General features: G+C 39.9%; 28 protein-coding genes and 1 tRNA gene. 6 read left to right on the forward strand and 23 right to left on the reverse strand.

Annotated elements, in window-relative coordinates:
• Positions 1-50 precede the first annotated feature (50 nt).
• From DIZ80_05430 to DIZ80_05465, 8 genes are all read right to left on the reverse strand, one after another.
• The gene (locus DIZ80_05430) at positions 51-1,604 is read right to left on the reverse strand and encodes a 2-isopropylmalate synthase (protein RDH84907.1); all 1,554 of its coding nucleotides are present in this window, start codon (positions 1,602-1,604) and stop codon (positions 51-53) included.
• 332 nt (positions 1,605-1,936) lie between these two features.
• Complete coding sequence (pssA, locus tag DIZ80_05435) at positions 1,937-2,701, reverse strand: CDP-diacylglycerol--serine O-phosphatidyltransferase (protein RDH84908.1); 765 nt, start codon at positions 2,699-2,701, stop codon at positions 1,937-1,939.
• Positions 2,702-2,966: 265 nt separating this feature from the next.
• The gene (locus DIZ80_05440) at positions 2,967-3,989 is read right to left on the reverse strand and encodes a ketol-acid reductoisomerase (GenBank protein ID RDH84909.1); all 1,023 of its coding nucleotides are present in this window, start codon (positions 3,987-3,989) and stop codon (positions 2,967-2,969) included.
• A 36-nt stretch (positions 3,990-4,025) separates the two neighbouring features.
• Positions 4,026-4,520, reverse strand: coding sequence for an acetolactate synthase small subunit (locus tag DIZ80_05445; GenBank protein RDH85047.1), 495 nt, complete (start codon positions 4,518-4,520; stop codon positions 4,026-4,028).
• Positions 4,521-4,537: 17 nt separating this feature from the next.
• Positions 4,538-6,229, reverse strand: coding sequence for an acetolactate synthase 3 large subunit (locus DIZ80_05450; GenBank protein RDH84910.1), 1,692 nt, complete (start codon positions 6,227-6,229; stop codon positions 4,538-4,540).
• 335 nt (positions 6,230-6,564) lie between these two features.
• Positions 6,565-7,491, reverse strand: a complete 927-nt coding sequence (locus DIZ80_05455) for a hypothetical protein (protein RDH84911.1) — start codon at positions 7,489-7,491, stop codon at positions 6,565-6,567.
• A gap of 244 nt (positions 7,492-7,735) precedes the next feature.
• Complete coding sequence (locus DIZ80_05460) at positions 7,736-9,118, reverse strand: hypothetical protein (GenBank protein RDH84912.1); 1,383 nt, start codon at positions 9,116-9,118, stop codon at positions 7,736-7,738.
• Positions 9,119-9,524: 406 nt separating this feature from the next.
• Positions 9,525-9,845: a sulfurtransferase gene (locus tag DIZ80_05465; GenBank protein RDH84913.1), complete on the reverse strand. Its 321-nt coding sequence runs from the start codon at positions 9,843-9,845 to the stop codon at positions 9,525-9,527.
• A gap of 452 nt (positions 9,846-10,297) precedes the next feature.
• On the opposite strand from DIZ80_05465, the gene DIZ80_05470 reads away from it, so the two are divergent.
• The 6 genes from DIZ80_05470 (at position 10,298) to soxA (ending at position 14,848) form a co-directional block, all read left to right on the forward strand.
• Positions 10,298-10,810, forward strand: coding sequence for a peroxiredoxin family protein (locus DIZ80_05470; GenBank protein ID RDH84914.1), 513 nt, complete (start codon positions 10,298-10,300; stop codon positions 10,808-10,810).
• A 205-nt stretch (positions 10,811-11,015) separates the two neighbouring features.
• A complete protein-coding gene (locus DIZ80_05475) occupies positions 11,016-12,449 on the forward strand; it encodes a hypothetical protein (GenBank protein ID RDH84915.1) in 1,434 nt (477 codons plus the stop codon).
• A gap of 261 nt (positions 12,450-12,710) precedes the next feature.
• Positions 12,711-13,097 carry a sulfur oxidation c-type cytochrome SoxX gene (soxX, locus tag DIZ80_05480; GenBank protein RDH84916.1) on the forward strand — a complete coding sequence of 129 codons (387 nt, stop codon included), beginning with the start codon at positions 12,711-12,713 and terminating at the stop codon, positions 13,095-13,097.
• A 17-nt stretch (positions 13,098-13,114) separates the two neighbouring features.
• Positions 13,115-13,585: a thiosulfate oxidation carrier protein SoxY gene (gene soxY, locus DIZ80_05485; GenBank protein ID RDH84917.1), complete on the forward strand. Its 471-nt coding sequence runs from the start codon at positions 13,115-13,117 to the stop codon at positions 13,583-13,585.
• 32 nt (positions 13,586-13,617) lie between these two features.
• Positions 13,618-13,932, forward strand: a complete 315-nt coding sequence (soxZ, locus tag DIZ80_05490; GenBank protein RDH84918.1) for a thiosulfate oxidation carrier complex protein SoxZ — start codon at positions 13,618-13,620, stop codon at positions 13,930-13,932.
• A gap of 58 nt (positions 13,933-13,990) precedes the next feature.
• Positions 13,991-14,848: a sulfur oxidation c-type cytochrome SoxA gene (gene soxA / locus DIZ80_05495; protein ID RDH84919.1), complete on the forward strand. Its 858-nt coding sequence runs from the start codon at positions 13,991-13,993 to the stop codon at positions 14,846-14,848.
• A 258-nt stretch (positions 14,849-15,106) separates the two neighbouring features.
• Here soxA and DIZ80_05500 read toward each other — a convergent pair whose 3' ends face one another.
• The 15 genes from DIZ80_05500 to DIZ80_05570 all read right to left on the reverse strand — a co-directional run bounded on the left by DIZ80_05500 (position 15,107) and on the right by DIZ80_05570 (position 25,612).
• Positions 15,107-15,310 (reverse strand): hypothetical protein, encoded by a 204-nt coding sequence (locus DIZ80_05500; protein RDH84920.1) that lies wholly within the window; start codon positions 15,308-15,310, stop codon positions 15,107-15,109.
• 255 nt (positions 15,311-15,565) lie between these two features.
• A tRNA-Lys gene (locus tag DIZ80_05505) sits at positions 15,566-15,641 on the reverse strand.
• Between the two features lie 111 nt (positions 15,642-15,752).
• Positions 15,753-16,442, reverse strand: coding sequence for a 7-cyano-7-deazaguanine synthase QueC (gene queC / locus DIZ80_05510; protein RDH84921.1), 690 nt, complete (start codon positions 16,440-16,442; stop codon positions 15,753-15,755).
• 7 nt (positions 16,443-16,449) lie between these two features.
• A complete protein-coding gene (locus tag DIZ80_05515) occupies positions 16,450-17,115 on the reverse strand; it encodes a 7-carboxy-7-deazaguanine synthase QueE (protein ID RDH84922.1) in 666 nt (221 codons plus the stop codon).
• 29 nt (positions 17,116-17,144) lie between these two features.
• Positions 17,145-17,978: a tol-pal system protein YbgF gene (gene ygbF / locus DIZ80_05520; protein ID RDH84923.1), complete on the reverse strand. Its 834-nt coding sequence runs from the start codon at positions 17,976-17,978 to the stop codon at positions 17,145-17,147.
• Between the two features lie 166 nt (positions 17,979-18,144).
• Positions 18,145-18,720 carry a peptidoglycan-associated lipoprotein Pal gene (pal, locus tag DIZ80_05525; GenBank protein RDH84924.1) on the reverse strand — a complete coding sequence of 192 codons (576 nt, stop codon included), beginning with the start codon at positions 18,718-18,720 and terminating at the stop codon, positions 18,145-18,147.
• A 74-nt stretch (positions 18,721-18,794) separates the two neighbouring features.
• Positions 18,795-20,093 (reverse strand): Tol-Pal system protein TolB, encoded by a 1,299-nt coding sequence (locus tag DIZ80_05530; GenBank protein ID RDH84925.1) that lies wholly within the window; start codon positions 20,091-20,093, stop codon positions 18,795-18,797.
• Positions 20,090-21,016, reverse strand: a complete 927-nt coding sequence (gene tolA, locus DIZ80_05535) for a cell envelope integrity protein TolA (protein ID RDH84926.1) — start codon at positions 21,014-21,016, stop codon at positions 20,090-20,092. Before tolA ends, DIZ80_05530 begins: the two co-directional genes overlap by 4 nt.
• A gap of 1 nt (position 21,017) precedes the next feature.
• Positions 21,018-21,437 carry a protein TolR gene (gene tolR / locus DIZ80_05540; GenBank protein ID RDH84927.1) on the reverse strand — a complete coding sequence of 140 codons (420 nt, stop codon included), beginning with the start codon at positions 21,435-21,437 and terminating at the stop codon, positions 21,018-21,020.
• 2 nt (positions 21,438-21,439) lie between these two features.
• Positions 21,440-22,174 carry a protein TolQ gene (gene tolQ, locus DIZ80_05545; protein RDH84928.1) on the reverse strand — a complete coding sequence of 245 codons (735 nt, stop codon included), beginning with the start codon at positions 22,172-22,174 and terminating at the stop codon, positions 21,440-21,442.
• On the reverse strand, positions 22,164-22,571 hold the full coding sequence (gene ybgC / locus DIZ80_05550; protein ID RDH84929.1) for a tol-pal system-associated acyl-CoA thioesterase: 408 nt from the start codon (positions 22,569-22,571) through the stop codon (positions 22,164-22,166). The genes tolQ and ybgC overlap by 11 nt, the downstream gene beginning before the upstream one ends.
• 116 nt (positions 22,572-22,687) lie before the next feature.
• Complete coding sequence (locus DIZ80_05555) at positions 22,688-23,722, reverse strand: Holliday junction branch migration DNA helicase RuvB (protein ID RDH84930.1); 1,035 nt, start codon at positions 23,720-23,722, stop codon at positions 22,688-22,690.
• 3 nt (positions 23,723-23,725) lie between these two features.
• A complete protein-coding gene (locus DIZ80_05560) occupies positions 23,726-24,337 on the reverse strand; it encodes a Holliday junction branch migration protein RuvA (GenBank protein ID RDH84931.1) in 612 nt (203 codons plus the stop codon).
• Positions 24,338-24,356: 19 nt separating this feature from the next.
• A complete protein-coding gene (locus tag DIZ80_05565; GenBank protein ID RDH85048.1) occupies positions 24,357-24,899 on the reverse strand; it encodes a crossover junction endodeoxyribonuclease RuvC in 543 nt (180 codons plus the stop codon).
• 11 nt (positions 24,900-24,910) lie between these two features.
• Positions 24,911-25,612 (reverse strand): hypothetical protein, encoded by a 702-nt coding sequence (locus tag DIZ80_05570; protein ID RDH84932.1) that lies wholly within the window; start codon positions 25,610-25,612, stop codon positions 24,911-24,913.
• Positions 25,613-25,625 lie beyond the last annotated feature (13 nt).

The raw sequence follows: 25,625 nt of genomic DNA on the forward strand, positions 1-25,625 counted from the left end.
ATGCATCTGTCATTTTTCGGTATCACTCAGAATGACAGATGCATTACTTATTAAACATCACCCATTTGTGGATGTGCACGATCAGCATCTGGCACCATTATTCTATTCAACGCATTGATATATGCTTTGGCTGAAGCAATAACTATATCTGTATCAGCGCCCTGCCCGTTGACAACCTTATCATCTTTAGAGAGCCGAACAGATACTTCACCCTGCGAATCAGTACCACTGGTAATATTATTTACAGAATACAGTTTCAATTCTGCATTACTGTGTGCAATTTTTTCAATCGCTTTAAATGCGGCATCAACCGGACCACTACCATACTCACTAGCAGATGATTCTTTTCCATCTACTTGAACCACTACATTTGCATGAGGTGTTTCACCGGTTTCAGAACACACTTGCAAACTAATTAATTTAAATTGCTCATTAGTCGCACTCCAGTTAGAGTCTGCCATTAATGCACGCAAATCCTCATCAAATATTTCATGCTTTTTATCGGCAAGCGCTTTAAAACGAGAAAATGCAGCATTTAAATCTTCTTCAGAATCCAGCTCTATATCAAGCTCATTTAAGCGAGTTTTAAATGCATTACGTCCTGAGTGTTTACCAAGCACTATCTGTGTTTCATTCCAGCCCACGTCTTCAGCACGCATAATTTCATACGTTTCACGACTTTTTAAAATACCGTCCTGATGTATACCCGACTCATGCGCAAAAGCATTCGCACCAACAATCGCTTTATTCGGCTGCACAGGAAAACCTGTTACGCTTGAAATCAATTTTGAACAGGACATAATTTGCGTAGTATCTAACCGGGAGTCACAATCAAACAAATCCTGCCGTGTACGCACAGCCATCACAACTTCTTCTAATGATGCATTACCAGCACGCTCACCCAAACCATTAATAGTACACTCTACCTGACGCGCCCCATTTAATACGGCTGATAATGAATTAGCTACCGCAAGACCCAGATCATTATGACAATGCACAGAGAATACTGCTTTATCAGAATTAGGGATTCTTTCAATTAAATTTTTAATCAAATTACCAAACTGATTGGGTAAGTTATAACCGACCGTATCCGGTATATTGATGGTTGTAGCACCGGCATCAATGACCGCTTCGATAATACGACACAAAAAATCCAGCTCTGAACGACCCGCATCCTCTGGTGAAAATTCAACATTATCGGTAAATTGACGCGAAAGCTTAACCGCATCTACAGCCTGCTTTAAAACATCATCCGGCTGCATACGCAGCTTCATTTCCATATGGATAGGCGATGTAGCTATAAAGGTGTGAATTCGTGAGGAATTAGCTTTTTTTAATGCTTCACCAGCACGGCTAATATCTCTAGCCAACGCTCTTGCCAGCCCACAAACGGTGCTATCTTTTACCGTTTCTGCTACCGCTTTTACAGCCTCAAAATCACCTTCAGACGCAATAGGGAAGCCGGCTTCAATAATATCGACATTCATACGTTCAAGCGCTTTAGCGATCTGCACTTTTTCGTCTTTAGTCATAGACGCGCCCGGGCTTTGCTCACCGTCGCGTAAAGTTGTATCAAATATAATTAATTTTTTTTCATTACTCATGATCTGTCTGTCCTGCAAATCAATTTAAATAGGGGTGTTTTTTGTGCGTATTTCGCCTCGCCAGAACTTATTGTCTGCCCTACGGCAGTAGTTTTGTGAGCGCACATAAAGGAAGCAGGAACAGGCAGGACAGAGCGTTACTTGCAAAAGACTCACAAGATACAACTAATAAAGGGTTGTTAGCTCTGTTTTTGTTCATACAGGTAAAACTATATCTATTTCAGATAGGTTTGCCAAGACTTAATTTCAGTTTAATTTAAACACCTGCCCGTAACATAATAAAGTACGTGACAGGTTTTTAAATCGTCTGATTACTCACTCCACAGCAATAGTTAGAGTGATTTCTTTTTAGTCAACTTTCGTAACTTACGTATACTTAATACAGGTCCTGACAAAGCATATAAACCAAATACCAGAAGAAGTGCTTTTGATATATCCAGTGATGCCAGCGCCAGGACCAAGACTACGATAATTATCGTATAAAAAGGTACTTTTCCTTTGAAATGAACCTCCTTAAAACTATAAAACAGGATATTACTCACCATCATTACACCCATCGCAATAGTTATAATAACCATAAATACCGCGACATCGGCACCTGCAATATTATTATCAACCCCCACCCAGACAAGGGCTGCTATAACTGCTGCGGCTGCAGGACTTGGTAAACCCTGAAAATAACGCTTATCAGCAATACCAACCTGCGTATTAAATCGGGCCAGACGTAATGCAGCTGAAGCTGTATAAATAAAAGCCGCCATCCAGCCTAACTTACCCCATTGCCAACCCATATCAACCATAGATGAAAAAGACCATTGATACATAACCAGAGCCGGCGCCACGCCAAAAGACACCATATCTGAAAGACTGTCATACTCAGCGCCAAACTCACTCTGGGTATTCGTCATGCGCGCAACACGGCCATCGACCCCATCAAGAATCATCGCTATAAAAATAGCGATAGCAGCTTTCTCAAATTGCCCGTTCATTGATGCAACTACGGCATAAAAACCGGCAAACATTGCACCTGTAGTGAAAATATTAGGTAACAGATAAATGCCTCTGCGGCGAAATGATGGTTTCTTTTTATTTTGCATATTATTAGTAATATAAATTTATATTTTATGCCTGAATAATGTCGTCATTCCCGAATAGCTGTGTCGGGAATCCAGTGATCTGGCAGCACTTAAAGACGCTAGATCCCCGACACAAGCATTCGGGGATGACTGATTACATTATGATTTACTGTTAACAACGTAGTAATTTTATAACTACAATAAATAAAGGGGCTTAGAGCCCCTTTATTTATACCACAAAATAAATAACTATTCAGGTTGCTTCTGTGCAACCTCGATTGTTATTTTAGTTTTTAGTTTTATCTACTATCTGATTAGCTTGAATCCACGGCATCATTTTACGTAACTCGCCACCCACAACTTCAATTGGGTGAGCTGCATTATTACGACGACGCGCAGTCATTTCAGGGTAGTTACTCATTCCTTCAAGAATGAAGCGTTTAGCATATTCACCATTTTGAATATTTTTAAGCGCCTGACGCATCGCTTTACGACTCTCGTCATTGATAACTTTATCACCCGTTACATACTCACCGTACTCAGCGTTATTTGAGATAGAGTAATTCATGTTAGCGATACCGCCTTCAAACATTAAATCAACAATTAGCTTTAATTCATGCAGACATTCGAAGTATGCCATTTCTGGAGCATAACCGGCTTCTGTTAATGTTTCGAAACCCATTTTAACCAGTTCAACAGCACCACCACATAATACAGCTTGCTCACCAAATAAATCAGTTTCTGTTTCATCTTTAAACGTAGTTTCAATAATCGCAGTACGACCACCACCTACACCTGATGCATATGAAAGCGCTAAATCTTTTGCAGTACCTGAAGCATCCTGGTAAATCGCAATTAAATCAGGAACACCACCACCACGTACAAATTCACTTCGTACTGTGTGACCAGGCGCTTTAGGTGCAATCATAATTACATCTAAATCACTACGTGGAACGATTGAGTTATAGTGAATCGCAAAACCGTGAGCAAATGCCATTGTTGCACCTTGCTTTAAGTTTGGCTCAATTTCATCTTTATATAATGAAGATTGAAATTCATCAGGTGTCAAAATCATCACTACATCAGCTGATTTAACAGCATCTGCTACTGATGAAACTTTTAGGCCTTCATTCTCAGCTTTAGCTGCAGAACTTGAACCCGCACGTAGTGCTACAGTTACATCAACTCCAGAATCCTTAAGGTTTAATGCGTGCGCATGACCTTGCGAACCGTAACCAACGATAGTTACTTTTTTGTCTTTGATTAAAGAAAGGTTACAGTCTTTATCGTAATAGATATTTAAGCTCATAGTTCTGCTCTCAAAAAATTAAATAATTTAAAATAATTAAACGGCGAGTATTTTATCGCCACTCGAAATGCCAATTGCGCCGGAGCGCACCACTTCATGAATCTTGATACTGGATAATGATGTTAAAAATGAATCCAGCTTGTCACGTGTATCTGTAATTTCTACGGTATAGGTAGAATCAGTTACATCCACTACACGTCCGTTAAAAATATCAACCAGACGTTTTACCTCATCTCGAGCATCACCAATAGCTTCAACTTTTGCCAGCATCAACTCACGCTCAATATGTTCAGATTCAGTTAAATCAACCAGTTTTACAACATCCACCAACTTATTCAGCTGCTTCTGTATTTGTTCGACAATCTCATCAGTACCTGTAGTAACAATGGTCATACGTGACAATGTTGCATCATCAGTTGGTGCTACAGATAATGACTCGATATTGTAAGCACGCGCAGAAAACAAACCAGCCACACGTGATAAGGCACCTGACTCGTTTTCCAGCAATAAAGAAATAATATGTTTATTCATAACAGCATTCATAACCATTAAACCAGGATCATTTCGTTTAAACCTGCACCGGCAGGAATCATTGGATATACGTTTTCTTCTCTATCAATAATGAAGTCAATGAATACCGTACGATCTTTATATTTACCAAATGCATCTTCAATCGCCTGACGCACATCCTCAGGTTTTGTAACTCTAATACCAACATGACCGTAAGCTTCAGCCAGTGCCACAAAATCAGGTAACGATTCCATATACGAACTGGCATAACGGCGATCATAAAAGAACTCCTGCCATTGACGCACCATACCCAGAAAACCATTATTGAGATTAATAATTTTTACCGGCATGCCATACTGTGTACAGGTGGCCAATTCCTGAATACACATTTGAATACTGCCTTCACCTGTAATACAGGCAACCGGTTCTCCAGGATGTGCAAGCTGCACCCCCATCGCGGCAGGCAAACCAAAGCCCATTGTTCCCAGGCCACCAGAATTAATCCAGCGACGTGGTTTATTAAACCCATAATATTGAGCAGCAAACATCTGATGCTGACCAACGTCCGAAGTAACGAAAGCATTACCTTCTGTTACCTGATGCAACTGCTCAACAACGAACTGCGGTTTAATTGTTCCAGTATCACGATTAAATTTAAGGCAATCCTGAGCTCGCCATTCTTCTATTTGTTGCCACCAGGAAGTCAGAGCCGCACTATCAAGTCGTTGATCGGAAGCTTCTATCAGACCAATTAGCTTGTTTACAACCTCTTTCACGTCACCAACAATCGGCACATCAACTTTTACATTTTTCGAAATAGTTGCTGGATCAATATCTACATGAACAATACGTGCATCTGGACAGAATTTTTCAAGATTTCCAGTCACACGATCATCAAAACGCGCACCTATTGCAATTAGAACATCACAATTATGCATACTCATATTTGCTTCATAGGTGCCATGCATTCCCAGCATACCCACAAACTGCTTCTCATTAGCAGGGTAAGCCCCTAAACCCATTAAAGTATTGGTTATTGGCGAACCCAGTAGTTGAGTGAACTTAATCAACTCGTCACTGGCATTGCTCAAAATAACCCCGCCACCGCTATAAATCATGGGCTTTTTAGCTTCAAGAATTAACTCATACGCTTTTTTGATCTGCCCAGAGTGCCCTTTAACCGTTGGATGGTATGAACGAACTTTAATTTCACGAGGATATGAAAATTCAGTCTTATGCGCAGTGATATCTTTTGGGATATCAACCACAACTGGACCAGGGCGACCTGTGGTCGCAACATAGAACGCTTTTTTAATCGTGGAAGCCAGATCTTTAACATCCTCCACAAGAAAATTATGCTTCACTACCGGTCGCGTAATACCAACAGAATCAACTTCCTGAAAAGCATCATTACCTATCAATGGACGAGGCACCTGACCAGTCAAAACCACCATTGGAATGGAGTCCATATAGGCGGTTGCAATACCGGTTACGGCATTTGTAGCACCAGGGCCAGACGTAACAAGGACGACACCGGGCTTACCTGTACTACGCGCATAACCGTCCGCTGCATGCGTTGCCGCCTGCTCATGTCGAACGAGTATATGCTGTAGCTCATCCTGCTGATGTATTGCATCGTAAATATGCAATACAGCACCACCAGGATAACCAAACAGATGTTCTACACCTTCTTCTATCAGGCTTTGAACAACGATTTCAGCGCCGGTCATTTCCACCTTAAATGTCTCCAAATTATTAATAAACAGCCACAGACTCAATTATTTCTATCAAAAAGCCTGTAACTAGTTGAAAAACCTTAAAATTAATATTCTTTTTGCATTTACTAAAGAATATGCAAGCCGCGTAGTTTAACCTAGATTAATACTCAGGTCACGCCACTTTCTTTATGGACTTAAATGACCAGATTTTGAAATATTTTAAGGCAATCCGGAAATATCAGATAAAATCAGAAGGGTTCTTCAAAATAGATTTAAAGATGATATAAACAGAAAAAGCCCGGTAAACCGGGCTTTTTCATTAATACTAAAGTTAAAGTTTCTATTCCTTAGAAATCTTCATCTTCAACTTCACCACCGGCTACAGCAGATAGTACATCACGAATTGCATCAGGCGAAGCCATGATATTCATGAAGCTATTGTCACCCATCATAGCAAGATCAGGGAAGTTAATTGCAATACGGAAACGTGCATGCAGTGCTTCAGCTTCTTTGCCATTTTCCAGAATTTCATATGGTAGATGCGCTGTTGAACGTAAAGGTTTGAAATCGATTTCACTCATGATGAAACCTTCATCCATATACTTCTTGCCTTCGTTTGGCGCTTTCATTGCTACACCGAATAAAGTCTGTGAAGTACCAGGGATTTCAATTTTATATACCTGAGATGCACCACTTGTTTTTGCACTTAAATTCTTTTGAATAACCGAAACCATTTCATCATGGCTACCTTTAGAATTTAATTCTAATGGCTCATCAAAATATTCCATACCAAATGTATAGTGGTAATCATTTAAGTCATCACTCTCAATGCCTTCAGCAGGACCAAAATCCTGAACATGGCCTAATGCTTTTTTCAGTGAAGCAGTAGTCTGAGGCAATTTATTATTCACACGGTATGCGTATGACATATAAATAGGGTTTGTGTAAGAAACCTGAACCTTACCACTCATTTCTGTTAGTGAAATACGCTGGGCAGCAACATAACCACCACGTTCCTGAGATGCAGCTGCTTTCTTTAACTCACCGTTTGTAACCACAATTACATGAGCACCTTTATATGGTGTGTATTCACCTGCAATTTCAAAACCATTTTCAGACAATGCACTTTTAGTACCCGCAACCTTGTCTGCAATAGTTCCCGCATCATTTGATGCCAGTGCAAAAGGCAATAAAGCCTGAGCTGCTTGAGCAGTTGAAATAACCACGCCAACTAACATTGCTAGTGCAATTTTTGTTAGTAATTTTATCTTCATTTTAATAACTCCGTCCCCTTATATCGATAAGGTGTGTTTTATATTAGGATCACGCATTAACAACGTGGAGCCAAAATAACGGCCGACCTGATACTTGTCAACGTAAAAATGATTCAAGTCAATATATAAGTATTTAATTAAAAACTAACGGAATATTTTTTATTAGCTTACTTCTACCTGAACTTTTTCTCACAACAAAAAAAAAGCCGCACAATGGCGGCTTTTTTATAACAATTTAATAAACTTAAAACATCATTGAGTATGTTGCCTGTAACTCAATTTGATCCATTTCAATTTCAATTGTTTGCGCACCATCCAGAGGATTGCCACCAGAAACAGAATTACTTGGCGCGTACATAGCTGCAAAAGCCAGCTCTGAGTTAGAACCTAACGGCATTGTGAAACCACCAGTAATATGAGTTTCCATAACCGCTGGAGCCAGAATGTTAAACATAACCTCTCCATCAGGTATTGGCTGACTTCCGTTACTTACACCAACACGGTAAGTCATGTCTCCAGACATCCATTCATATCCTAATTTTATAACAGTCATATCATCCCAGCCAAAACCTGCGCCAGATGCCCCACCTAAACAACCAGGGCCTGCTGCTGGAGATGCTGCTGGATTACAAAGACCAAGCCCTGAACTAGGAAGCATCTGCTGTATACTATTGTTTAACGAAGCTACATCACTGTAGTAAATTGACTGTATATCAACAACCAGTGTTGATTTATCGCTGGTTTTCCACGAAAGACCTATAGTTGCCGTTGCTGGAATATCAAACCCCCCGCCCTCAGCAAAAAGACCTGCATAATCGTCAAACTCACCCATTGACATTTTTGACTGATAAGATGCACCCAATGTTACAGAAGGAGCAATTTTACCCTGCCAACCTAACTTAACACCAAAACCGGTAGACGAATCAGGACCATTACCTGTTAAATTCGCTGGATCACTAGAAAACCCTGCAAACGCCTCAAGACCTTTAGCCTCAAAAGTCTGGTACGCAAAAATGAGACTTGCACCGACCGAATGTTCTTGATTTAGTTTTATTGCATATGACGCATTAATAAATAACTGTTTTAAATCAACACCAGTTGTACCTGATCCACCTGCTACATTGGCACCAAAAGTACCATCAAACGTTGCGAAATTTCCATCTTGTGCAGGAGAAAATCTTGCCTGCCCTGTTTTATAGTTAGAGTTCATACCCCCATTGCCGTATGCCGCTAAAGCAAAGGAAGTGTCGCTATCTAATGCCCAGTTATAAGCAAAATGCGGAATCAAGAATAACTCAAGATTACTATCAACCTCACCCTCTGTAAGACTAAAAGAACACCCAAATGCTCCACATTGATCTGAAGGTGCACCTGAAGTTGTATAAGAACGCTTAGGGCTAAACAGAGCAGCACCCACATCCATACGCTCACCCATGCCAGCAATACCTGCAGGGTTTGTAGCAATAGCCATAGCATCTTGTGAGTGCGCAACACCTGCGCCTGCTAAACCTTTTTCCGTTGTACTGTAACCGTGTGCAAAATATCCATTTGTTGCAAATGCAGATGGTGCAAATAAAACACCTGAAACTGATAGGGCGATTAAGGACTTCTTAATACCACGTGACATAATTATTATCCTCAAATTGAGAGTTATGCGCTTTACTGCGCTTAAATATTTATTATTTTGATGCTGTGTCCTGACAACTTATTTATGCGTGCCCTTGCTTGAGCTAGACAGTCTCAAAACACTTCTTAAAAGTCAATAAAATAAAAGAGAAAACGCCTTCTTTTAAAGTGTTTTAGTAGATGAATCGCAATTAATCAAACAAACGAGGGATATATTTTTATATATAATAATTTCATTAAATACTGATTGATGATTCTTATTTAAACAAATATTAAATAAAATTTATTTTTCTAAAAACTTCCAAACTTAAGAATTTCGACTTTTGAAACTACACATCATAAATAGCAGACAATAAAAAAGGCGCTCACAAGGAGCGCCCTTTAAAATCATTCTGAAAATATAATTATTAAGCCATTAAAGGCATTCCATTTTGTGCCCAGGCAATAATGCCACCGCGCAGGTTATACACATTATCAAAACCCTGCTGCGCCATATACCCTACACCCTGCGCTGATCTAGCACCACTACGGCAATATAGAATCGTCATTTCATCCGTTTCAATTTCATTCAAACGGGCAGGTAAAGTATGTAAGGGTAATTTTTCAGCACTTGGAATCATACCTTGCGCCATTTCAGCAACACCACGTACATCTAAAAGACGAATTTTTTTGCCTTCATCGATATATGACTGAAGCGTATTAACATCTAACTCTTTAACACCAAACATAACTAACCGAACCTAATATTATAATATATTAATATAGATGAGCATTCTCTCACTTTTTGTCATCTGTTAGCAAGTGTTAACCTGAATAAATCAATCATATGCAGTATAAGCGTTTTCTAATTTAAAGAGCCACGCCTGATTATACATTCGACATCTCTTTCTGTTTTTCATATATAACTATAATTATCAACTAGTTACGTATAAAAATACACTTAACCATAGCATATCTACATTAACCTTCTATCTGCTTGACTAAAAAAACTTTATCGTAAGACTTGCCTTTTATTCACATTCGAATGTAAGGTTAGAGTTTGAAAACTAATACGATCGACTAATTTTTATAAATTTGGTCTTTCACGGCAGCAAACTGGCGTCAATAGCATCAGCGATACCCAGCAACACAGCCAATACCGGTCAATAATGACCTATCTTAAATTGAGGAGAGAATTCACATGAGCGATCCAAAGCTGACTATCATCGCAACAAAAGGCACACTAGACTGGGCATACCCTCCATTCATTCTAGCAAGTACTGCTGCTGCTCTGGGCATGACAGTTTCTGTTTTTTACACTTTCTATGGCCTGAACCTACTTTTAAAAGACACTAGCTCTCTTAAAGTTACACCAACTGGCAACCCTTCTATGCCAATGAAAATGCCTATGGGTCCTAAATGGTTACGTAAGATTGATTTTGGCCCTAAAATCCCTAATGTTATGTGGAATGTTCCTTTTATGGACAGCATTGCAACTACACTAATGAAGAAAACAATCTCTAACTGTGGTGTTGCATCTATTGCTGAACTACGTGAGTTATGTCAGGAAGCAGAAGTTAAATTCCTTGCTTGCCAGATGACTGTTGAATTATTTGGCTACGACACAGGCGTATTTATTGATGGCGTTGACTATGTAGGTGCTGCAACGTACTTCGAAGAGTCCTCAGACGCGACTCAATCTTTATTTATCTAGTTATTAATAGATAAATAAAACGGGTCGTTTTAACGAACCGTTCAAAAAACCACTTATACTAACGTGTAAGTGGTTTTTTTATTTACGGCTTTTAAATACAGATAAAAACAAAAGCTCATCACATATTTTTATTTAGAACAACTATTCAGCACTAATTCTCTTTACAATGGTCATATAATTTCACTTTAATTTGTATAATACTCAAATGTACATGAGAAAAACCCTAAGCTCTCTTATTTCAGTTCTATTATTAAGCCTTTCTGCACACAGCAAAGCAGAGTTACCTGTTTTAGGTGACCCCACTCAGCAGGAATTCACGCCTTATCGTGAACACCTCATGGGTGAACAGTTCTATCGCACTATAAAAGCCAGCGTACCTTTTGTTACTGATCTTGAAGTAAATGATTACATGACTAATCTGGGGCAAAAATTAATCTCTCACAGTAGCCAGCCAGATAAAAAAATACGTATTTTTGTCCTCAAGGTTGCGAACATTAATGCGTTTGCCGGCCCCGATGCAAACATGGGGTTTCACACTGGTTTAATTATTTCAGCCCAGAATGAAAGTGAACTGGCGGGTGTTATGGCTCACGAGATCTCACATGTAACACAACGACATCTCGCACGCGCTATGACTGAATCAAATGTTAGCCCTGCAACCATGTTTGCTACGATTCTTGCCGGTATACTGGTTGCCTCGCAAAACCCCGAAGCAGGTGCTGCAATAATTTATGGTGGTTCTGCCGCTATGATGCAGTCACAGATAAACTTTACCCGAGCAAATGAACACGAAGCAGATCGAATTGGCATTGGCGTATTAAGAGATGCGGGCATTAACCCGGATGGAATGGCTGGATTTTTTGAAACGCTATTACAACAGTCTGAATCTAATAACATTATTGCGAAAATGGAATACTTACGCACTCACCCACTGAGTACAACTCGTATTGCTGAAGCACGAAACCGTATTGCACCTGAAGATAGAAAACTACCTGACGATAGCCTCAATTTTCAATTCGTGCGGGCACGTATTCTTGTAGAAATGAGCAAGTCAAAAAAACAGCTCGTCAAACAACTGGAAGGGCTTAGAACAGATAATATAGATATCGTCTCACGATATACCCTTGGCCTGGCATACACTGAAAACAAGCAGGCAAATAAAGCCATTACTCTGTTAAAAAAATTAAGCCGAGAACAATCTCACCCATGGATTCAACTCGCTCTTTCAGACGCCTACCTCGAAGCAAACAATCAAAAAGCAGCACTAAAAATCTTAAAAAACCTGAATGTATTATTACCAGACTATTTACCCGTTTCCATTCGATACGCTAGAAGCCTGGTTGACGCCAAATTAAATGAACAGGCTATCATTACTCTTAATCTTCAACTACGCACACAAAAGCGTGCAATCGTTTATAACGAATTAGCCAAGGCTTATTTCTCTAAAGGACAAACTTCTTTAGCACTTGAAGCAACGAGTCACGAGTACGAACTAGAAGGTTATTTAAATCTGGCTATACAGCAAATCAATAACGCATTACAACAACCAGGATTAAATAATCTTACCATTCAAAGGCTTGAGTCAAGGAAGCAGGAATTGAGTTTAAAAATACGCAAGCAGAGAAAAGGCAAATATTAGAAACCTCTTATATTAGACATCCGTAACATATTGATAGACCTACATTTTTCTTGCTATCGACGGTGTTTTCAGTAAGCTACCTGTTCTAGTCTAATTCATACTAATAATAAGTTAGCAAAAGATATTGATGAATGTTGAACTCATAAAAAAATTCACTTTTTGATCAATAATCTTCAGAAATAATGGAATAATTACAATCTGACTGCTATCTATAGACTGGATCCTTTTTTCCACGTTAATCAAAACACTGAGGAGTGAATTATGCGGTACACCGCTAAGACCATTTCTACAGCAACATCTGTTGCTGCATTGCTGGGTACTCTAGCTTTCTCATTGCCGAGCATTTCCATTGCGGAAGATGCTTCGGTAATTGCTGAGGGTAAGAAACTTGCCTTCAACAAAAAGAAAGGTAATTGCCTTGCATGCCACGTTATAGAAGGTGGCAAACTACCTGGTAACATCGGTCCGGCTTTGTCTATCCCTGGGGTGGCAATGAAAGACAGGTTCCCTGATAAGAGCAAGTTACGTGCACAGATATACGATGCACGAACTATGAACCCCAACACTATTATGATTCCTTTCGGAGCTCACGAAGTTATGACTGATTCAGAAATAGACAAAGTTGTTGAGTTTATATACTCACTATAAAATTTAAGGTAGAAACAATGAACACTAAACGTAGATCTTTTATAAAGAACTCTGCAGCTGCAGGCGCATTTGGCGTTGCTGTAAGCGCAGGTCTTATTACTCCTCGTGCTGTTATGGCCGCATGGCCTAAAGCAGCATTTGCAGCAACTGATGTTGATGCCGCTATTAAAGATGCTCTCGGTAGCAGCGCTACAACTGAAAGCTCGGACATTGCTTTAAAGGCACCTGAGATTGCAGAAAATGGTGCAGTAGTACCTATTACTGTAACAAGCAAGATTGCAGGCACTGAATCAATCAGTCTGCTTATTTCTAAGAACCCCACTCCTTTAACTGCCACATTCAAAATGGGCAAAGGTGCAACAGGTTTTGTTTCAACTCGTGTAAAAATGAGTAAAACATCTGATCTGATAGTTGTTGTTAAAGCAAACGGCAAACTATATAGCGCTAAAAAAGAAGTTAAAGTTACTATCGGCGGCTGCGGCGGCTAATCCCTGTTGGGAATACTTAGAGGAATAATATAATGGCAAAATCAATTAAAGTACGCGCTAAGGTTAAAGATGGCCAAACAGTTGTTAAAGCACTGATCAGTCACGCTATGGAAACCGGCTTACGTAAAAACAAAAAAACGGGAAAGAAATTTCCTGCTCACTACATTCAGGAAGTTACATGTAGCCACAATGGCAACACTGTACTGTCTGCTGACTGGGGTACTGCTATCTCTAAAAACCCATACCTGTCATTCAAATTTGAAGGCGCTAAATCTGGCGACACTTTGAAAATGAGCTGGGTGGACAATAAAGGCGAAAGCGATTCAGTAGAAGCTAAAATTAAATAGATTTTGTAACTATTTAATTTTGAATCTAAACCTCAGAAAAAACAATAAGGTAAAAATTATGAAAAAAGTTGCAGTTATTGTCTCTGCGCTTTGCATGCTAATTGCCCCTCTTGCTGGTATAGCTGCAAATCCGGATCAGGACCTGAAAGATTTCAGAAGTCACTTTACTGAAACATTTCCATCTGTTCCATTACAGGACTTCACTAATGGTGTTTATTCAGTAGATAAAGCATCACGTGAACAATGGGAAGCTTTTGAAGATTTCCCTGCATACGAAATCTTTGTTGATAAAGGTGAAGAAGTTTTCAACAAAGCATTTAAAAATGGCAAAACCTACTCTAGCTGTTTTCCAAAAGCTAAAAAAGGTATGACTCATAACTACCCATATTTCGATAAGAAACGTGGTGAAATTATTACAGTCGAGCTAGCCATTAACGAATGTCGTAAAAAGAATGGTGAAAAGCCACTGAAATATAAAAAAGGAAAAATGGCACACTTGTCGGCTTACCTTTCTTATCAGTCACGTGGAAATAAAGGCAATGTAAAAATTGTTGATACACCAGAGTCAATGGCAATATATGAACGCGGTAAGAAGCATTTTTATGCTAAACGTGGTCAATTAAATATGTCATGTGCTGACTGTCATTACTACAATGCGGGCAAAAAGATTCGTGCTGACATTTTAAGCCCTGCTTTAGGTCACACATCAGGCTTCCCTGTTTATCGCAACAAGTGGTCACTAGTAAGCGCTTCGGGTGATGGCATGGGTACATTACATCGCCGTTATGGCGGCTGTAACAAGCAGGTACGTGCTAAGCCATTTAAGGCGCAAAGCAAAGAGTATCGTTCTCTTGAGTATTTCCATACTTTCATGAGCAATGGTTTAACTCTAAACGGACCAAGTATACGTAAATAACTATTCAGTTCGTATAACTTTAAAAAAGCCTGACTCTTTTTGAGTTGGGTTTTTTTATGCCTGGAGTAATTTTAATTCAACTGATAAGACAACAATTAACTCCATACAACTTAGTTGTTTAATTTGGAAACAGAGCCCTGTCATACTCAATTAAGAACTGCATTAACCGTATGGCATTACGTGCATAAAAAAGCCCGACTCCATAAGAGACGGGCTTTTTTATATTCTTTTTCAGGGGGGTGTAACTGTAGTTACATATTAATAATCTAAATTTCGTTTATACAACTTATAAGCAATAAAAGGCGATACCAGAATTAAGCTAAAACTTAATAACCTGCCTAATAAACTAATATCAGCTGGCATAACATCCCATAAATTATTTAATACGAACACATAGACACACAATGCAATTACATTGGCTACAATAACGTTTATCATTTGATCTTCCTTTAACTTTTCCATTTAAAATACCTACCTTTAAGTGTCAACGATTACAAAAATGTAATACTTAATTCCCCTGAAATATCAGGGAAGACACTTAACTAAGCGTCATAATGCCGTAGACTATCCTGTTATTGTTACAGGTTTATGAAACTGTCCCGGATTTATAACACTATCTAAAGTTATAACTGATAATGTTATCCTTGTCATTAAAGAAATAAGTTATATCTTTAAAAACGACAAAGACCTGACTATCGCCAGGTCTTTGTTTTTATATGGTGGGCCGTCCGCGACTCGAACGCGGGACCAATGGATTAAAAGTCCACTGCTCTACCAACTGAGCTAACGGCCCATATTCTTTATTCAACTATCTATCCTGTTAAGCATTTGCCTCTTCAGGAAGGCGCGTATATTACCTCAATCACCCAAAATTACAAGTCAAAAAAACGCATTTATTTCAGCATTATAAATATAAGGTCGGATCAGCCACTCCAGCATCCTCAAACCCTTTACGCCTCAACTGACAGGAATCGCATACGCCACAGGCTTTACCCTGCTCATTAGCGGCATAACAGGAAACAGTTAACGAATAATCAACCTGAAGCTTTATACCCGTCTGAATAATTTGAGCTTTTGTCATATCAATTAACGGGGTATGTATTTTAAGATGGTGACCTTCTACACCCACTTTAGTCGCCAGATTTGCCATTGTTTCGTAAGATTGTATAAATTCGGGACGACAATCAGGATAACCTGAATAATCAACCGCATTTACACCAATGAATATATCGTCTGCCTGTAAAACTTCTGCCCATGCTAAAGCCATTGATAAAAAAATTGTATTTCTAGCCGGCACATAAGTTACTGGAATACCTTCGGCACCCTCTTGTTGAGCTGCTGGCACATCGATATCATCATCAGTTAGTGCAGATCCCCCAAAAACATTTAAATCAAGGTGAAGCGTTTGCTGTTGCTCAGCACCCAGTAGTTGCGCAATTTTTTTAGCGGCCTCAAGTTCAGCCCGGTGTTTTTGCCCATAGTCAAAACTCAGGGCATAACACTCATAACCATCCGCTTTAGCCATAGCCAATACCGTAGCCGAGTCCAGACCACCGGATACAAGTAATACTGCTTTTTTCTTTACCTTACTCATAAAGACTTCATCTACCTGGTTCGTTATCCCAAAGGAATTTATGCAATTGAAACTGAAATCTCACATTTAACTGATCACTTATTATCCAGTCTGCAAGATCTGCCGGTACCACGCCATCATGTACCGGTGAAAACAGAATCTGCGCTTTCTCAGACAATTTATATTTATTTATAACCTCTTTGGACCATTCGTAGTCTTCTCGATCACACAATACAAACTTAACTTCATCTTTTTGCGTCAGGTGCTGAATATTTTCATATCTGTTTTTTGATTCTTCACCTGAACCCGGTGTTTTAATATCCATAACCTTAACGACTCTGGAGTCTACCGATGATATATCTATAGAGCCTGATGTTTCTATGGATACCTGATAACCCTCATCACACAACTGTTTAAGCAAATCACCACTACAGCGTTGTGCTAATGGCTCTCCACCGGTTACACAAACAGTAGTCGTTTTATACTGTTTGATTTGCCGCACAATTTCAGATATCTGCATCCACTCACCACCACTAAAGGCATAAGCAGTATCACAATAACCACAACGTAGAGGACAGCCTGTCAGGCGTATAAAGACCGTTGGCAAGCCAACAAATGAGGACTCACCCTGAAGGGAATAAAATATTTCAGTAATGCGTAAACGTGACTCTACAGCTTGTGTATCAGATGACATTTTAATCAGAATACCTCAGAGTCTTCTTATTAATGACCTTCACGCTTCATTCGCTGTAGACGTTCTTTGGCTTTACGGGTTACCGTAGTACCAGGATATTTATTAATAACAGCCCCAAGAGCCGTTTTAGCCGATGCCCAATCCTGCATTTCATAATAGGTATAACCTATTTTCAGCATGGCTCCTTCAGCTTTATTGCTTTGCGGATACTGACTAACCACTTTTTGAAACTCACTCAAAGCTGTTTTGTAATCACGGCTAACCGAATAAGCTTCGCCTAACCAGTACTGTGCATTAGCACCGTATACACTTTCAGGATAAGTCTGCTGGAAGCTGTTAAACGCCATAATTGCCTGCTGATATTTACCCTCTTTTAACGTATTAAAAGCCTGAGTGTAAGCTGACTTACCGTTTTTATCTCCGACTACCGGCGCAGCAATCACAGCAGGTGTATTACTGACAACAGTCGCTGAACCAGGCGGTGGAACCGAAGAAGCGCCAGAAACAGCCGGAGCAACTCCCGAAGATGCCCCTGATGAAGCCGAGACCCCTCCACCCTTAATTTCCAGATCATTCAGGCGACGATCCATATCCTGATATAAGTTGCGTTGACGTTGCTTAATCAGACCTAATTGATGTTCCTGAGCTTCAAGCAGCTCTCGTAAAGCAGTCAACTCATGCTGAATCTGCTCCATTTGTCGCGTTTGCTCTACAAGAACCTGATTTTGCAGCAGGTTTTCCAGACGACCCAGTCGCTGCTCAACACTCAAACCATTCTCAGCGAATACACCAGGAGCTGAAGTTGTTAACAAGATAGAAATAAACAGAGGTTTTACGAGGTGTCTTACCGTATTTGATGACATAAAAAGAGCCTACTGGCATATTAACCGTATTAAATATATACCGATCTGATGATAAACAACTGACCGCCACACCATACAAATAAACCAGCCCCATTGTTACAACAGTCTATAACAGCAGGATTAGCCTCTAATACGGTGCCACAATCATACATTTTCTGGCTGTATCTTATCGCGCTTCGTAAACGAGTTCTACTCGTCTATTAAGGCGCCATGCTTCATCATCATGACCTAAAGCAACCGGTTTTTCTTCACCATAACTAATAACAGAGACCTGATCAGCATTCACACCCTGAAATAAAACCAGACGGCGTACTGACTGCGCACGACGATTTGCCAGTGCCACATTATACTCACGGCTTCCTCTTTCATCAGCATGGCCTTCAAGGCGTACACTCATATCAGGGTTAGATGCCAGGTATTTACCATGATGAGTTATCAGCTCCTGATAATCAGGGCTGATCTGGTCGCTGTCATAATTAAAATAGATCACCTTTTCCGCCAGCACATTATTCGCATCATTAATCGCGGCTTTATCATAAGAAACGGTGGCGCCATTAAGAGCGGTACCATTCGCTGATCCGTCACCATTCAGCCCCCCTGTCTTTGCCCCATCTGCATTTGTCTGATTAGAACCCTGATTACTTCCATCAGTTGATGAATCGTCATCTTTTACGTTATCAGGTGTACATGCTGCTAATAAACCCGCTAACATCAGTGCTGAAACTAATTTTGTAAATTTCATAATTGCCCCATATTTAATTAATTAAATCTCTTTGTAAAACACCACCCCTGATAACTAAGGATGACTATAATTCGTTATTTTCTGAATGGCCCCCAACTGGGTTCACGCACATCGCCTTCTGATAGAATTAACTTCTGTTTAAATCGACCATCTGTTGATACTGCAGCTAATACACCTTTAAATTTATCTGTCGATGCATATAAAATCATACTGCCATTAGGTGCAAAGCTTGGTGATTCATCCAATGGACCTTCAGTTAAAACCTGAACAAATCCAGATTGCATATCCATTGTAGAAATTTTAAATGTATTTCCTTCACCCTGAACAAATACTAACGTTCTTCCATCGCTAGATACTTCAGGACTTGCATTATACTTGCCTTCAAAAGTCAGTCGTTTTGCAGAACCACCTTTCACAGATACACGGTATATCTGCGGTTTACCGCTTCGACTTGAAGTGAAAACTATTTCATTTCCATCCGGTGTCCAGGTCGGCTCTGTGTCTATACCCCAGTGTTTCGTTATCTGTTTTAGTTTTTTAGTTGCCACTGTCAATACATAAATATCGGGATTACCACTTTTAGAAAGTGTTAGAGCGAGCTGCTTTCCATCTGGCGACCAGACCGGGGCTCCATTAATACCTTTAAAAGTTGCGACTTTTTCACGTTGCTGACTAAATAAATTTTGAACATAAATTTCTGATTTACGCTTTTCAAAACTAACATAGGCCAGTTTACTACCATCAGGTGACCATGATGGTGACATAACCGGTTGAGTAGAATTTAATACGGTTTGTGAGTTATAACCATCCGTATCAGCCACCTGTAATTTATAAGAAGGCTGCACACCCTGTTTTCGCTCTACAGTCACATAAGCAATTTTGGTATCAAACGCACCTTTTTGACCGGTGATTTTTTCATAAATAAGATCACTAATATGATGACTAATCCCACGTAAACTATGGTCATTAGCTGAAAACTGATAACCTAAAACCTGCACGCCTTTAAACACATCTATCAATCGAAAACTAACTTCATACTGATTTGGTTTTATAACATTTAGTTTACCAATCACCAGATGATCTATGCCCGCTACTCGCCAGAGTTTATAGTTAACCTCTTCAAGATCTTTAGGTGTGGAAATGAGTTTGTTTTTATCAATCGGTTTGAATTTACCACTGCGTTTTAAATCAGATGCTACAAGATCTGAAACACTGATCAGGCTTGCTGCCGGTCCAACGAGTTCAAACGGCACCACTGCAATTGGCAGAGCATTGTCAGAGCCCTTAGTGATTTCTACCTGCAAAGTTGCATTAGCAGTTTGCATTATAAAAAATAGAGCTATTAAAATTACTTTAGTTAAGTTTTTCTTCATACATCCGGCCTGAAAATAAAATTCAGTTTCTTCTCAAATACATCATTATTGGGCGCTTCAGGTAAAGGGGACGCTTTACGTACTGCACGTTCAACCGTACTCTTAAAAGCATCACTACCTGAACATTGTTTAGTTCGAACGTTTTGCACTTCTCCAAAACGATTCTGCTCCACCATTATTTCACATGACCAACCAGAGGTCATGCTCGCTGGCGCATTCCAGTTAATTTCTACTTTTCTCTGTATCTGATAAATATACTGAGCTAATAACTTCTGGTTTTCAGCGCTGCGTTTCGCCAGTCGCCTTTCTTCTTCCAGCATCTGCCTGCGCATTTCTGCATCCTGAGCCTGACGCCTTACTTCAGCTTCTGCCGCCAGTTTTTCATCTAATCGTTTTTTACGTTCAGCAGCTTCTTCTGCTTTGCGTTTTGATTCTATTGCTGCCAGCTTCTGCTGTTCATCTCTGCGTTTTTTCTCTAACTCTTTTTGTTCCTGCTTTAGTTTTTCTTTCTGTTTTTTTAATTTCGCAAGTTCATTCTTTTTCTTTTCTTTCTCGGCTTTTTCTTTTCTGGCCAGTTTTTGCTTACGCTTTTTTTCATCATTCTTTAACTTTGCCAGACGTTTTTCTTCTTTTTTACGTTTATCCCGGGCTTTTTTAGCATCACGGTCCAACCTGTTCTTCTGTGCAAGCTGTTTATCCTGTTTTTTTTGCTCTGCGCGTATTAATTTCTGTTTTTCTTTTTCGACAACACTGGCATCAATAATAACTGCTTTAACTGTATCTACTTTTTCAGCAGCAGGCATCTTTGGAACACTTGGAGCCATATTAAAAATAAGAATAACAACCAGCAGCAAATGCAAACCGACAGAAAGCACAAACAATATCGGATGGTTTTTAATCTGTGAAATTATACTGTTGTGCATCTTATTTTTCCGGCTGATCGGTCATCAGGCCAACTTTTTCAACACCGGCTTTCTGTAATAACACCATGGCATCAACCACCTGTCCATAACCCACATTTCTATCACCTCTCACCAAAACCGGCACATCGGGTTTAAGTTGTCGCACTGCTGCAACTCGATTAACCATTAATTGCGCATCAATAGGTTTGTCTGGTTCGTCGCCAATATCCAGATAAAAATCACCTTTTTTATCTATAGAAACTACAACTGGCTCAGCTTCATCCGGAGACATAGGTTTTGCAGATGCCTGAGGTAAATCAACTTCCACACCCTGCTGAACAAAAGGTGCGGTAATCATAAAAATAATCAATAACACCAACATAACATCAATATAGGGCACTACATTGATGTCAGAAATGGGACGTCTTTTTTTAGACCCCATATTTATTCTGCCTCTGCAGTACTGGTTGCCACTTCATCTGTCGACCGACTTTTAGCCGGTTTAACTTTTTTCTGTGACTGTCTTTGTAGAACCGTTGTAAATTCTTCCATAAAGTTTTCATAACGACTAACTAGACGATCAACCTGATCAGAATAACGGTTATAAGCCACCACCGCTGGTATCGCCGCAAAAAGCCCCATTGCTGTCGCAATTAACGCCTCTGCAATGCCTGGTGCCACCATATTTAGTGATGCATTCTGCACTGCACCCAAAGCGGTAAATGAATTCATAATGCCCCAGACAGTACCAAATAAACCAACATAAGGGCTGATTGACCCGATGGTTGCCAGTAATGTCAGGTTTGATTCCAGCTTATCTTCTTCACGAGATAACACTACTTTCATGCTGCGCTGAATACTCGCCATCATAAACGCGGGATCCGTCGTTGTTTTGTAAGATCGTGCAAATTCTGCAAAACCCGTTTCAAAAACTTTTTCCATGCCTTCGCGGTCTAGATGTCGTCGACTTAACTGTGTATAAAGCTCACTCAGATCACCACCAGACCAGAACTGATCTTCAAATCGACTGGCTTCTGACGAAACTACTTTTAATAGTTTATTTTTCTGAAAAATAATAAACCAGGAAATCACAGATGCTGATAACAAAAGCAGCATCACAAACTGCACCAGCAAACTGGCGTCTAAAATAAGCGTAACGAGTGATAGATCAGTCGACACCGGCGACCTCCATTATAGATTCAGGTATTGCGCAGGGTTTAAATGTGTCTGCATGTAAACAGGCTATACGAACTTGCCCCTGACAGAGAATTTTATCCTGCTGATTATTTCGAAATATTTTTTGTTCAAATAACATGCTGGCTTTTTTAAGTTCAGTTAAATCTGCCGTTATAATTAATTCATCATTAAATCGAGCTGGACTTTTGTAATCACATTGTACAGAGCGCACTGCAAAAATAATATTTTCCCGATCAATTAATTGATCTTGCTCAAACCCCAGATGACGTAAAAATTCTGTTCTTGCCCTTTCCATAAATTTTAAATAATTAGCGTAATAAACAACGCCACCGGAATCCGTATCCTCATAGTAGACGCGTACCGGCCAGTTAAAGTTCATTTTTGTTCCCACTTTGAAAGTGATTGCACATTGTAATAAATTTATCGTTTTCTGTTGTGATACAGGTAGCTTATTTCATATAAACGTTACAACGGTGTAAAAGGGGTTAAATCCTTCTAATTATTTTCTTCATCAACAAATAAGTCGCTTGAATTCACGGGTGGCTTTAACCCCAGATGTCGATAAGCATTTGGTGTTGCGACTCTGCCGCGAGGTGTTCTCATTAAAAAGCCCTGCTGAATCAGATAAGGCTCAATGACATCTTCGATTGTATCCCGCTCTTCACCTATCGCTGCAGCTAGATTTTCTACCCCTACAGGGCCACCACTGAATTTGTCAATAATGGTTGTGAGCAGGTTTCGATCCATATTATCAAAACCAAAAGAATCCACTTTCAACATATCAAGTGCTTTAGCAGCAATGGTTTTATCAATTACGCCATTTGCTTTTACTTCTGCATAGTCTCGCACCCGGCGTAAAAGACGATTAGCAATTCGAGGTGTTCCACGGGCACGACGAGCTATTTCAGCTGAACCCTCAACATCAAGTTCTACGCCTAATATCTGGGCAGAACGCATCACTATACTGCTTAAATCATCGGTATTATAGAATTCAAGACGCAATACGATGCCAAAACGATCTCGCAATGGCGAGGTTAACGAACCAGCCCGGGTGGTAGCACCGACCAGAGTAAAGGGTGGTAAATCTAGTTTAATAGATCGCGCTGCTGGACCTTCACCGATCATAATATCCAGCTGGTAATCTTCCATTGCCGGATAAAGAACTTCTTCTACCACAGGACTTAAACGGTGAATTTCATCAATAAACAGAACATCATGGGGCTCCAGATTCGTTAACAGAGCAGCTAGATCCCCCGGTTTTTCCAGAACCGGGCCGGACGTTTGCCTGAGGTTAACGCCCATTTCATTTGCAACAATATGTGCCAGTGTTGTTTTACCTAAACCGGGGGGTCCGAAAATTAACAAATGATCCAGTGCTTCTCCCCGGTTACGTGCAGCCGGAATAAATATATCCAGTTGCTCAGATGCAGCTGGCTGGCCTGAATAATCTTTTAGTAACTTGGGGCGTATCGCATGATCAACGCCTTCATCATCATTTGCTATCTCAGCTGTAATTATTCGATCATTCATAATTTATTTATTCACCGCCGCCTGTAAACTCAAACGAATAATTTCCTCTGTACCCAGATCGTTTGTGTCTACAACTCGAACCATACGACTTGCCTCAGGCGCTTTATATCCAAGAGCTATCAATGCACTTATTGCGTCTGATACAGGAGATGAGGCAGACGCAATAGTTGATGCTGAACCCGTACTCACAGGGCTACTCACATTGACTGGCTGGTCTTTTAGTTTATCTCGTAATTCAATAATCAAACGCTCTGCTGTCTTTTTACCAACACCGGGCAAACGTACCAGTGCAGCAGCATCATTATCCTGCACGCAAATAATAAACTCATCTGCATTCATACCCGATAAAATGGTTAACGCAAGTTTTGGACCTACACCACTTATTTTTATTAAAATACGAAATAGACTACGCTCTGAAAGAGACGCAAAACCATATAACAACTGCGCATCTTCACGTACGACCATATGAGTGTGTAATGTAACGACTTCACCCAGGTTAGGTAACTGATAAAAAGTCGACATGGGTGAACTGATTTCATAACCCACACCCTGCACATCAACCAGTAATGCCGGGGGTTGTTTCTCAAGTATTTTTCCGCAGATTCTGCCTATCATATTGTTTCTTTATAATTCATTAGTTATTGTAATTTTTCGGCAGGCTTGTCCATCGTCCGGATGTGCGTTTACGACCAGGTAGTGGTATTTTATTTGCTAAAAGCCGGTTATGTGCATGACATAATGCAATTCCCAGCGCATCTGCCTGGTCAGCCTGCAGTCCTTTTTCCAGCTTTAATAACATCGACATCATGTGCTGCACCTGCTCCTTAGTCGCATTACCCGTGCCGACTACCGCACTTTTAATTGCTTTAGGGGTATATTCGCTCACTTTTAATCCCGCATTAACCGCTGCACAAATAGCGGCAGCCCTTGCCTGCCCGAGCTTTAATGCCGAATCGACATTTTTACTCACAAAGACCTGCTCAATTGATAATTCAACCGGCTGATATTCGGCAATAATCTCACTTACCTGCTGAAAAATATATCCCAGTCGATCTGGAAAACTGTCACCTTTAACATAGATACAGCCGCTGTCCACATGCACTGAATTATTTTTATCAGAATCAATAATGCCATAACCGGTTTGTCGGGAGCCCGGGTCAATCCCCAGTATACGAATAGTCACTCGACTTAATATCTCTGATTCACAGGAACTCGAATAAAATCTCTTACAATTCCCTTTGAATCTCGTGTTTGCAGGCGATTATTATTAAACCGATATTGATAACTCATTATCAAACCATTACCATTTACCTTAAGTGCAAACGCATTTTGCTGAATTTTTATCAAACCCGTTAAATAACGTGATTGTCCATCACTCCACAGAAACTGCTGATTTTTTATACCTAACATTTCACCCTGACGTGACATCCAGACACCATTTAACTGCACTGGGTTAAAACTCTGACATCCTCCATTTAAACAGACTTGTTGATTTGTATCTGGATGAGACTGCCCTTGCATCATCTCTTCCATTATTTCCTGCTTTATCTCCTGTTTTAAATTCGGATTTGCATCCTGCACCATTAAAGGAGAAGAGTTAGCCTGCTGCATGGGTAGTTGATTTGCATGTGCATTATTCATATACAAACCAGAATCTGGGTACGGGTTATTGTAATATTGCCCATAAGCAAGCAGATAAGGAGGCACTTTATCTATCATGCCCATTGTCGACATCATATTGAGCATCATTTCAATAAACGGCATATCACCATTATATTGATAGTATTTTGTATTTGCCTGCACCGGCAAACACAAACAAAGACTAATTAGTAAAACACTTAGAAAAGCTTTCATCATCAATTTCATATATTTAAGGTTATTTAAAGCCACGTCTACGCATCAA

The organism is endosymbiont of Galathealinum brachiosum (assembly GCA_003349885.1).
Classification (GTDB): Bacteria; Pseudomonadota; Gammaproteobacteria; order SZUA-229; family SZUA-229; genus SZUA-229.

Excerpts from the sequence above, each read along its gene's own strand:
- DIZ80_05430 (RDH84907.1), bottom strand. The coding sequence starts at position 1,604 with ATGAGTAATGAAAAAAAATTAATTATATTTGATACAACTTTACGCGAC.
- pssA (RDH84908.1), bottom strand. The coding sequence starts at position 2,701 with ATGCAAAATAAAAAGAAACCATCATTTCGCCGCAGAGGCATTTATCTG.
- DIZ80_05440 (RDH84909.1), bottom strand. The coding sequence starts at position 3,989 with ATGAGCTTAAATATCTATTACGATAAAGACTGTAACCTTTCTTTAATC.
- DIZ80_05445 (RDH85047.1), bottom strand. The coding sequence starts at position 4,520 with ATGAATAAACATATTATTTCTTTATTGCTGGAAAACGAGTCAGGTGCC.
- DIZ80_05450 (RDH84910.1), bottom strand. The coding sequence starts at position 6,229 with ATGACCGGCGCTGAAATCGTTGTTCAAAGCCTGATAGAAGAAGGTGTA.
- DIZ80_05455 (RDH84911.1), bottom strand. The coding sequence starts at position 7,491 with ATGAAGATAAAATTACTAACAAAAATTGCACTAGCAATGTTAGTTGGC.
- DIZ80_05460 (RDH84912.1), bottom strand. The coding sequence starts at position 9,118 with ATGTCACGTGGTATTAAGAAGTCCTTAATCGCCCTATCAGTTTCAGGT.
- DIZ80_05465 (RDH84913.1), bottom strand. The coding sequence starts at position 9,845 with ATGTTTGGTGTTAAAGAGTTAGATGTTAATACGCTTCAGTCATATATC.
- DIZ80_05470 (RDH84914.1), top strand. The coding sequence starts at position 10,298 with ATGAGCGATCCAAAGCTGACTATCATCGCAACAAAAGGCACACTAGAC.
- DIZ80_05475 (RDH84915.1), top strand. The coding sequence starts at position 11,016 with ATGTACATGAGAAAAACCCTAAGCTCTCTTATTTCAGTTCTATTATTA.
- soxX (RDH84916.1), top strand. The coding sequence starts at position 12,711 with ATGCGGTACACCGCTAAGACCATTTCTACAGCAACATCTGTTGCTGCA.
- soxY (RDH84917.1), top strand. The coding sequence starts at position 13,115 with ATGAACACTAAACGTAGATCTTTTATAAAGAACTCTGCAGCTGCAGGC.
- soxZ (RDH84918.1), top strand. The coding sequence starts at position 13,618 with ATGGCAAAATCAATTAAAGTACGCGCTAAGGTTAAAGATGGCCAAACA.
- soxA (RDH84919.1), top strand. The coding sequence starts at position 13,991 with ATGAAAAAAGTTGCAGTTATTGTCTCTGCGCTTTGCATGCTAATTGCC.
- DIZ80_05500 (RDH84920.1), bottom strand. The coding sequence starts at position 15,310 with ATGGAAAAGTTAAAGGAAGATCAAATGATAAACGTTATTGTAGCCAAT.
- queC (RDH84921.1), bottom strand. The coding sequence starts at position 16,442 with ATGAGTAAGGTAAAGAAAAAAGCAGTATTACTTGTATCCGGTGGTCTG.
- DIZ80_05515 (RDH84922.1), bottom strand. The coding sequence starts at position 17,115 with ATGTCATCTGATACACAAGCTGTAGAGTCACGTTTACGCATTACTGAA.
- ygbF (RDH84923.1), bottom strand. The coding sequence starts at position 17,978 with ATGTCATCAAATACGGTAAGACACCTCGTAAAACCTCTGTTTATTTCT.
- pal (RDH84924.1), bottom strand. The coding sequence starts at position 18,720 with ATGAAATTTACAAAATTAGTTTCAGCACTGATGTTAGCGGGTTTATTA.
- DIZ80_05530 (RDH84925.1), bottom strand. The coding sequence starts at position 20,093 with ATGAAGAAAAACTTAACTAAAGTAATTTTAATAGCTCTATTTTTTATA.
- tolA (RDH84926.1), bottom strand. The coding sequence starts at position 21,016 with ATGCACAACAGTATAATTTCACAGATTAAAAACCATCCGATATTGTTT.
- tolR (RDH84927.1), bottom strand. The coding sequence starts at position 21,437 with ATGGGGTCTAAAAAAAGACGTCCCATTTCTGACATCAATGTAGTGCCC.
- ybgC (RDH84929.1), bottom strand. The coding sequence starts at position 22,571 with ATGAACTTTAACTGGCCGGTACGCGTCTACTATGAGGATACGGATTCC.
- DIZ80_05555 (RDH84930.1), bottom strand. The coding sequence starts at position 23,722 with ATGAATGATCGAATAATTACAGCTGAGATAGCAAATGATGATGAAGGC.
- DIZ80_05560 (RDH84931.1), bottom strand. The coding sequence starts at position 24,337 with ATGATAGGCAGAATCTGCGGAAAAATACTTGAGAAACAACCCCCGGCA.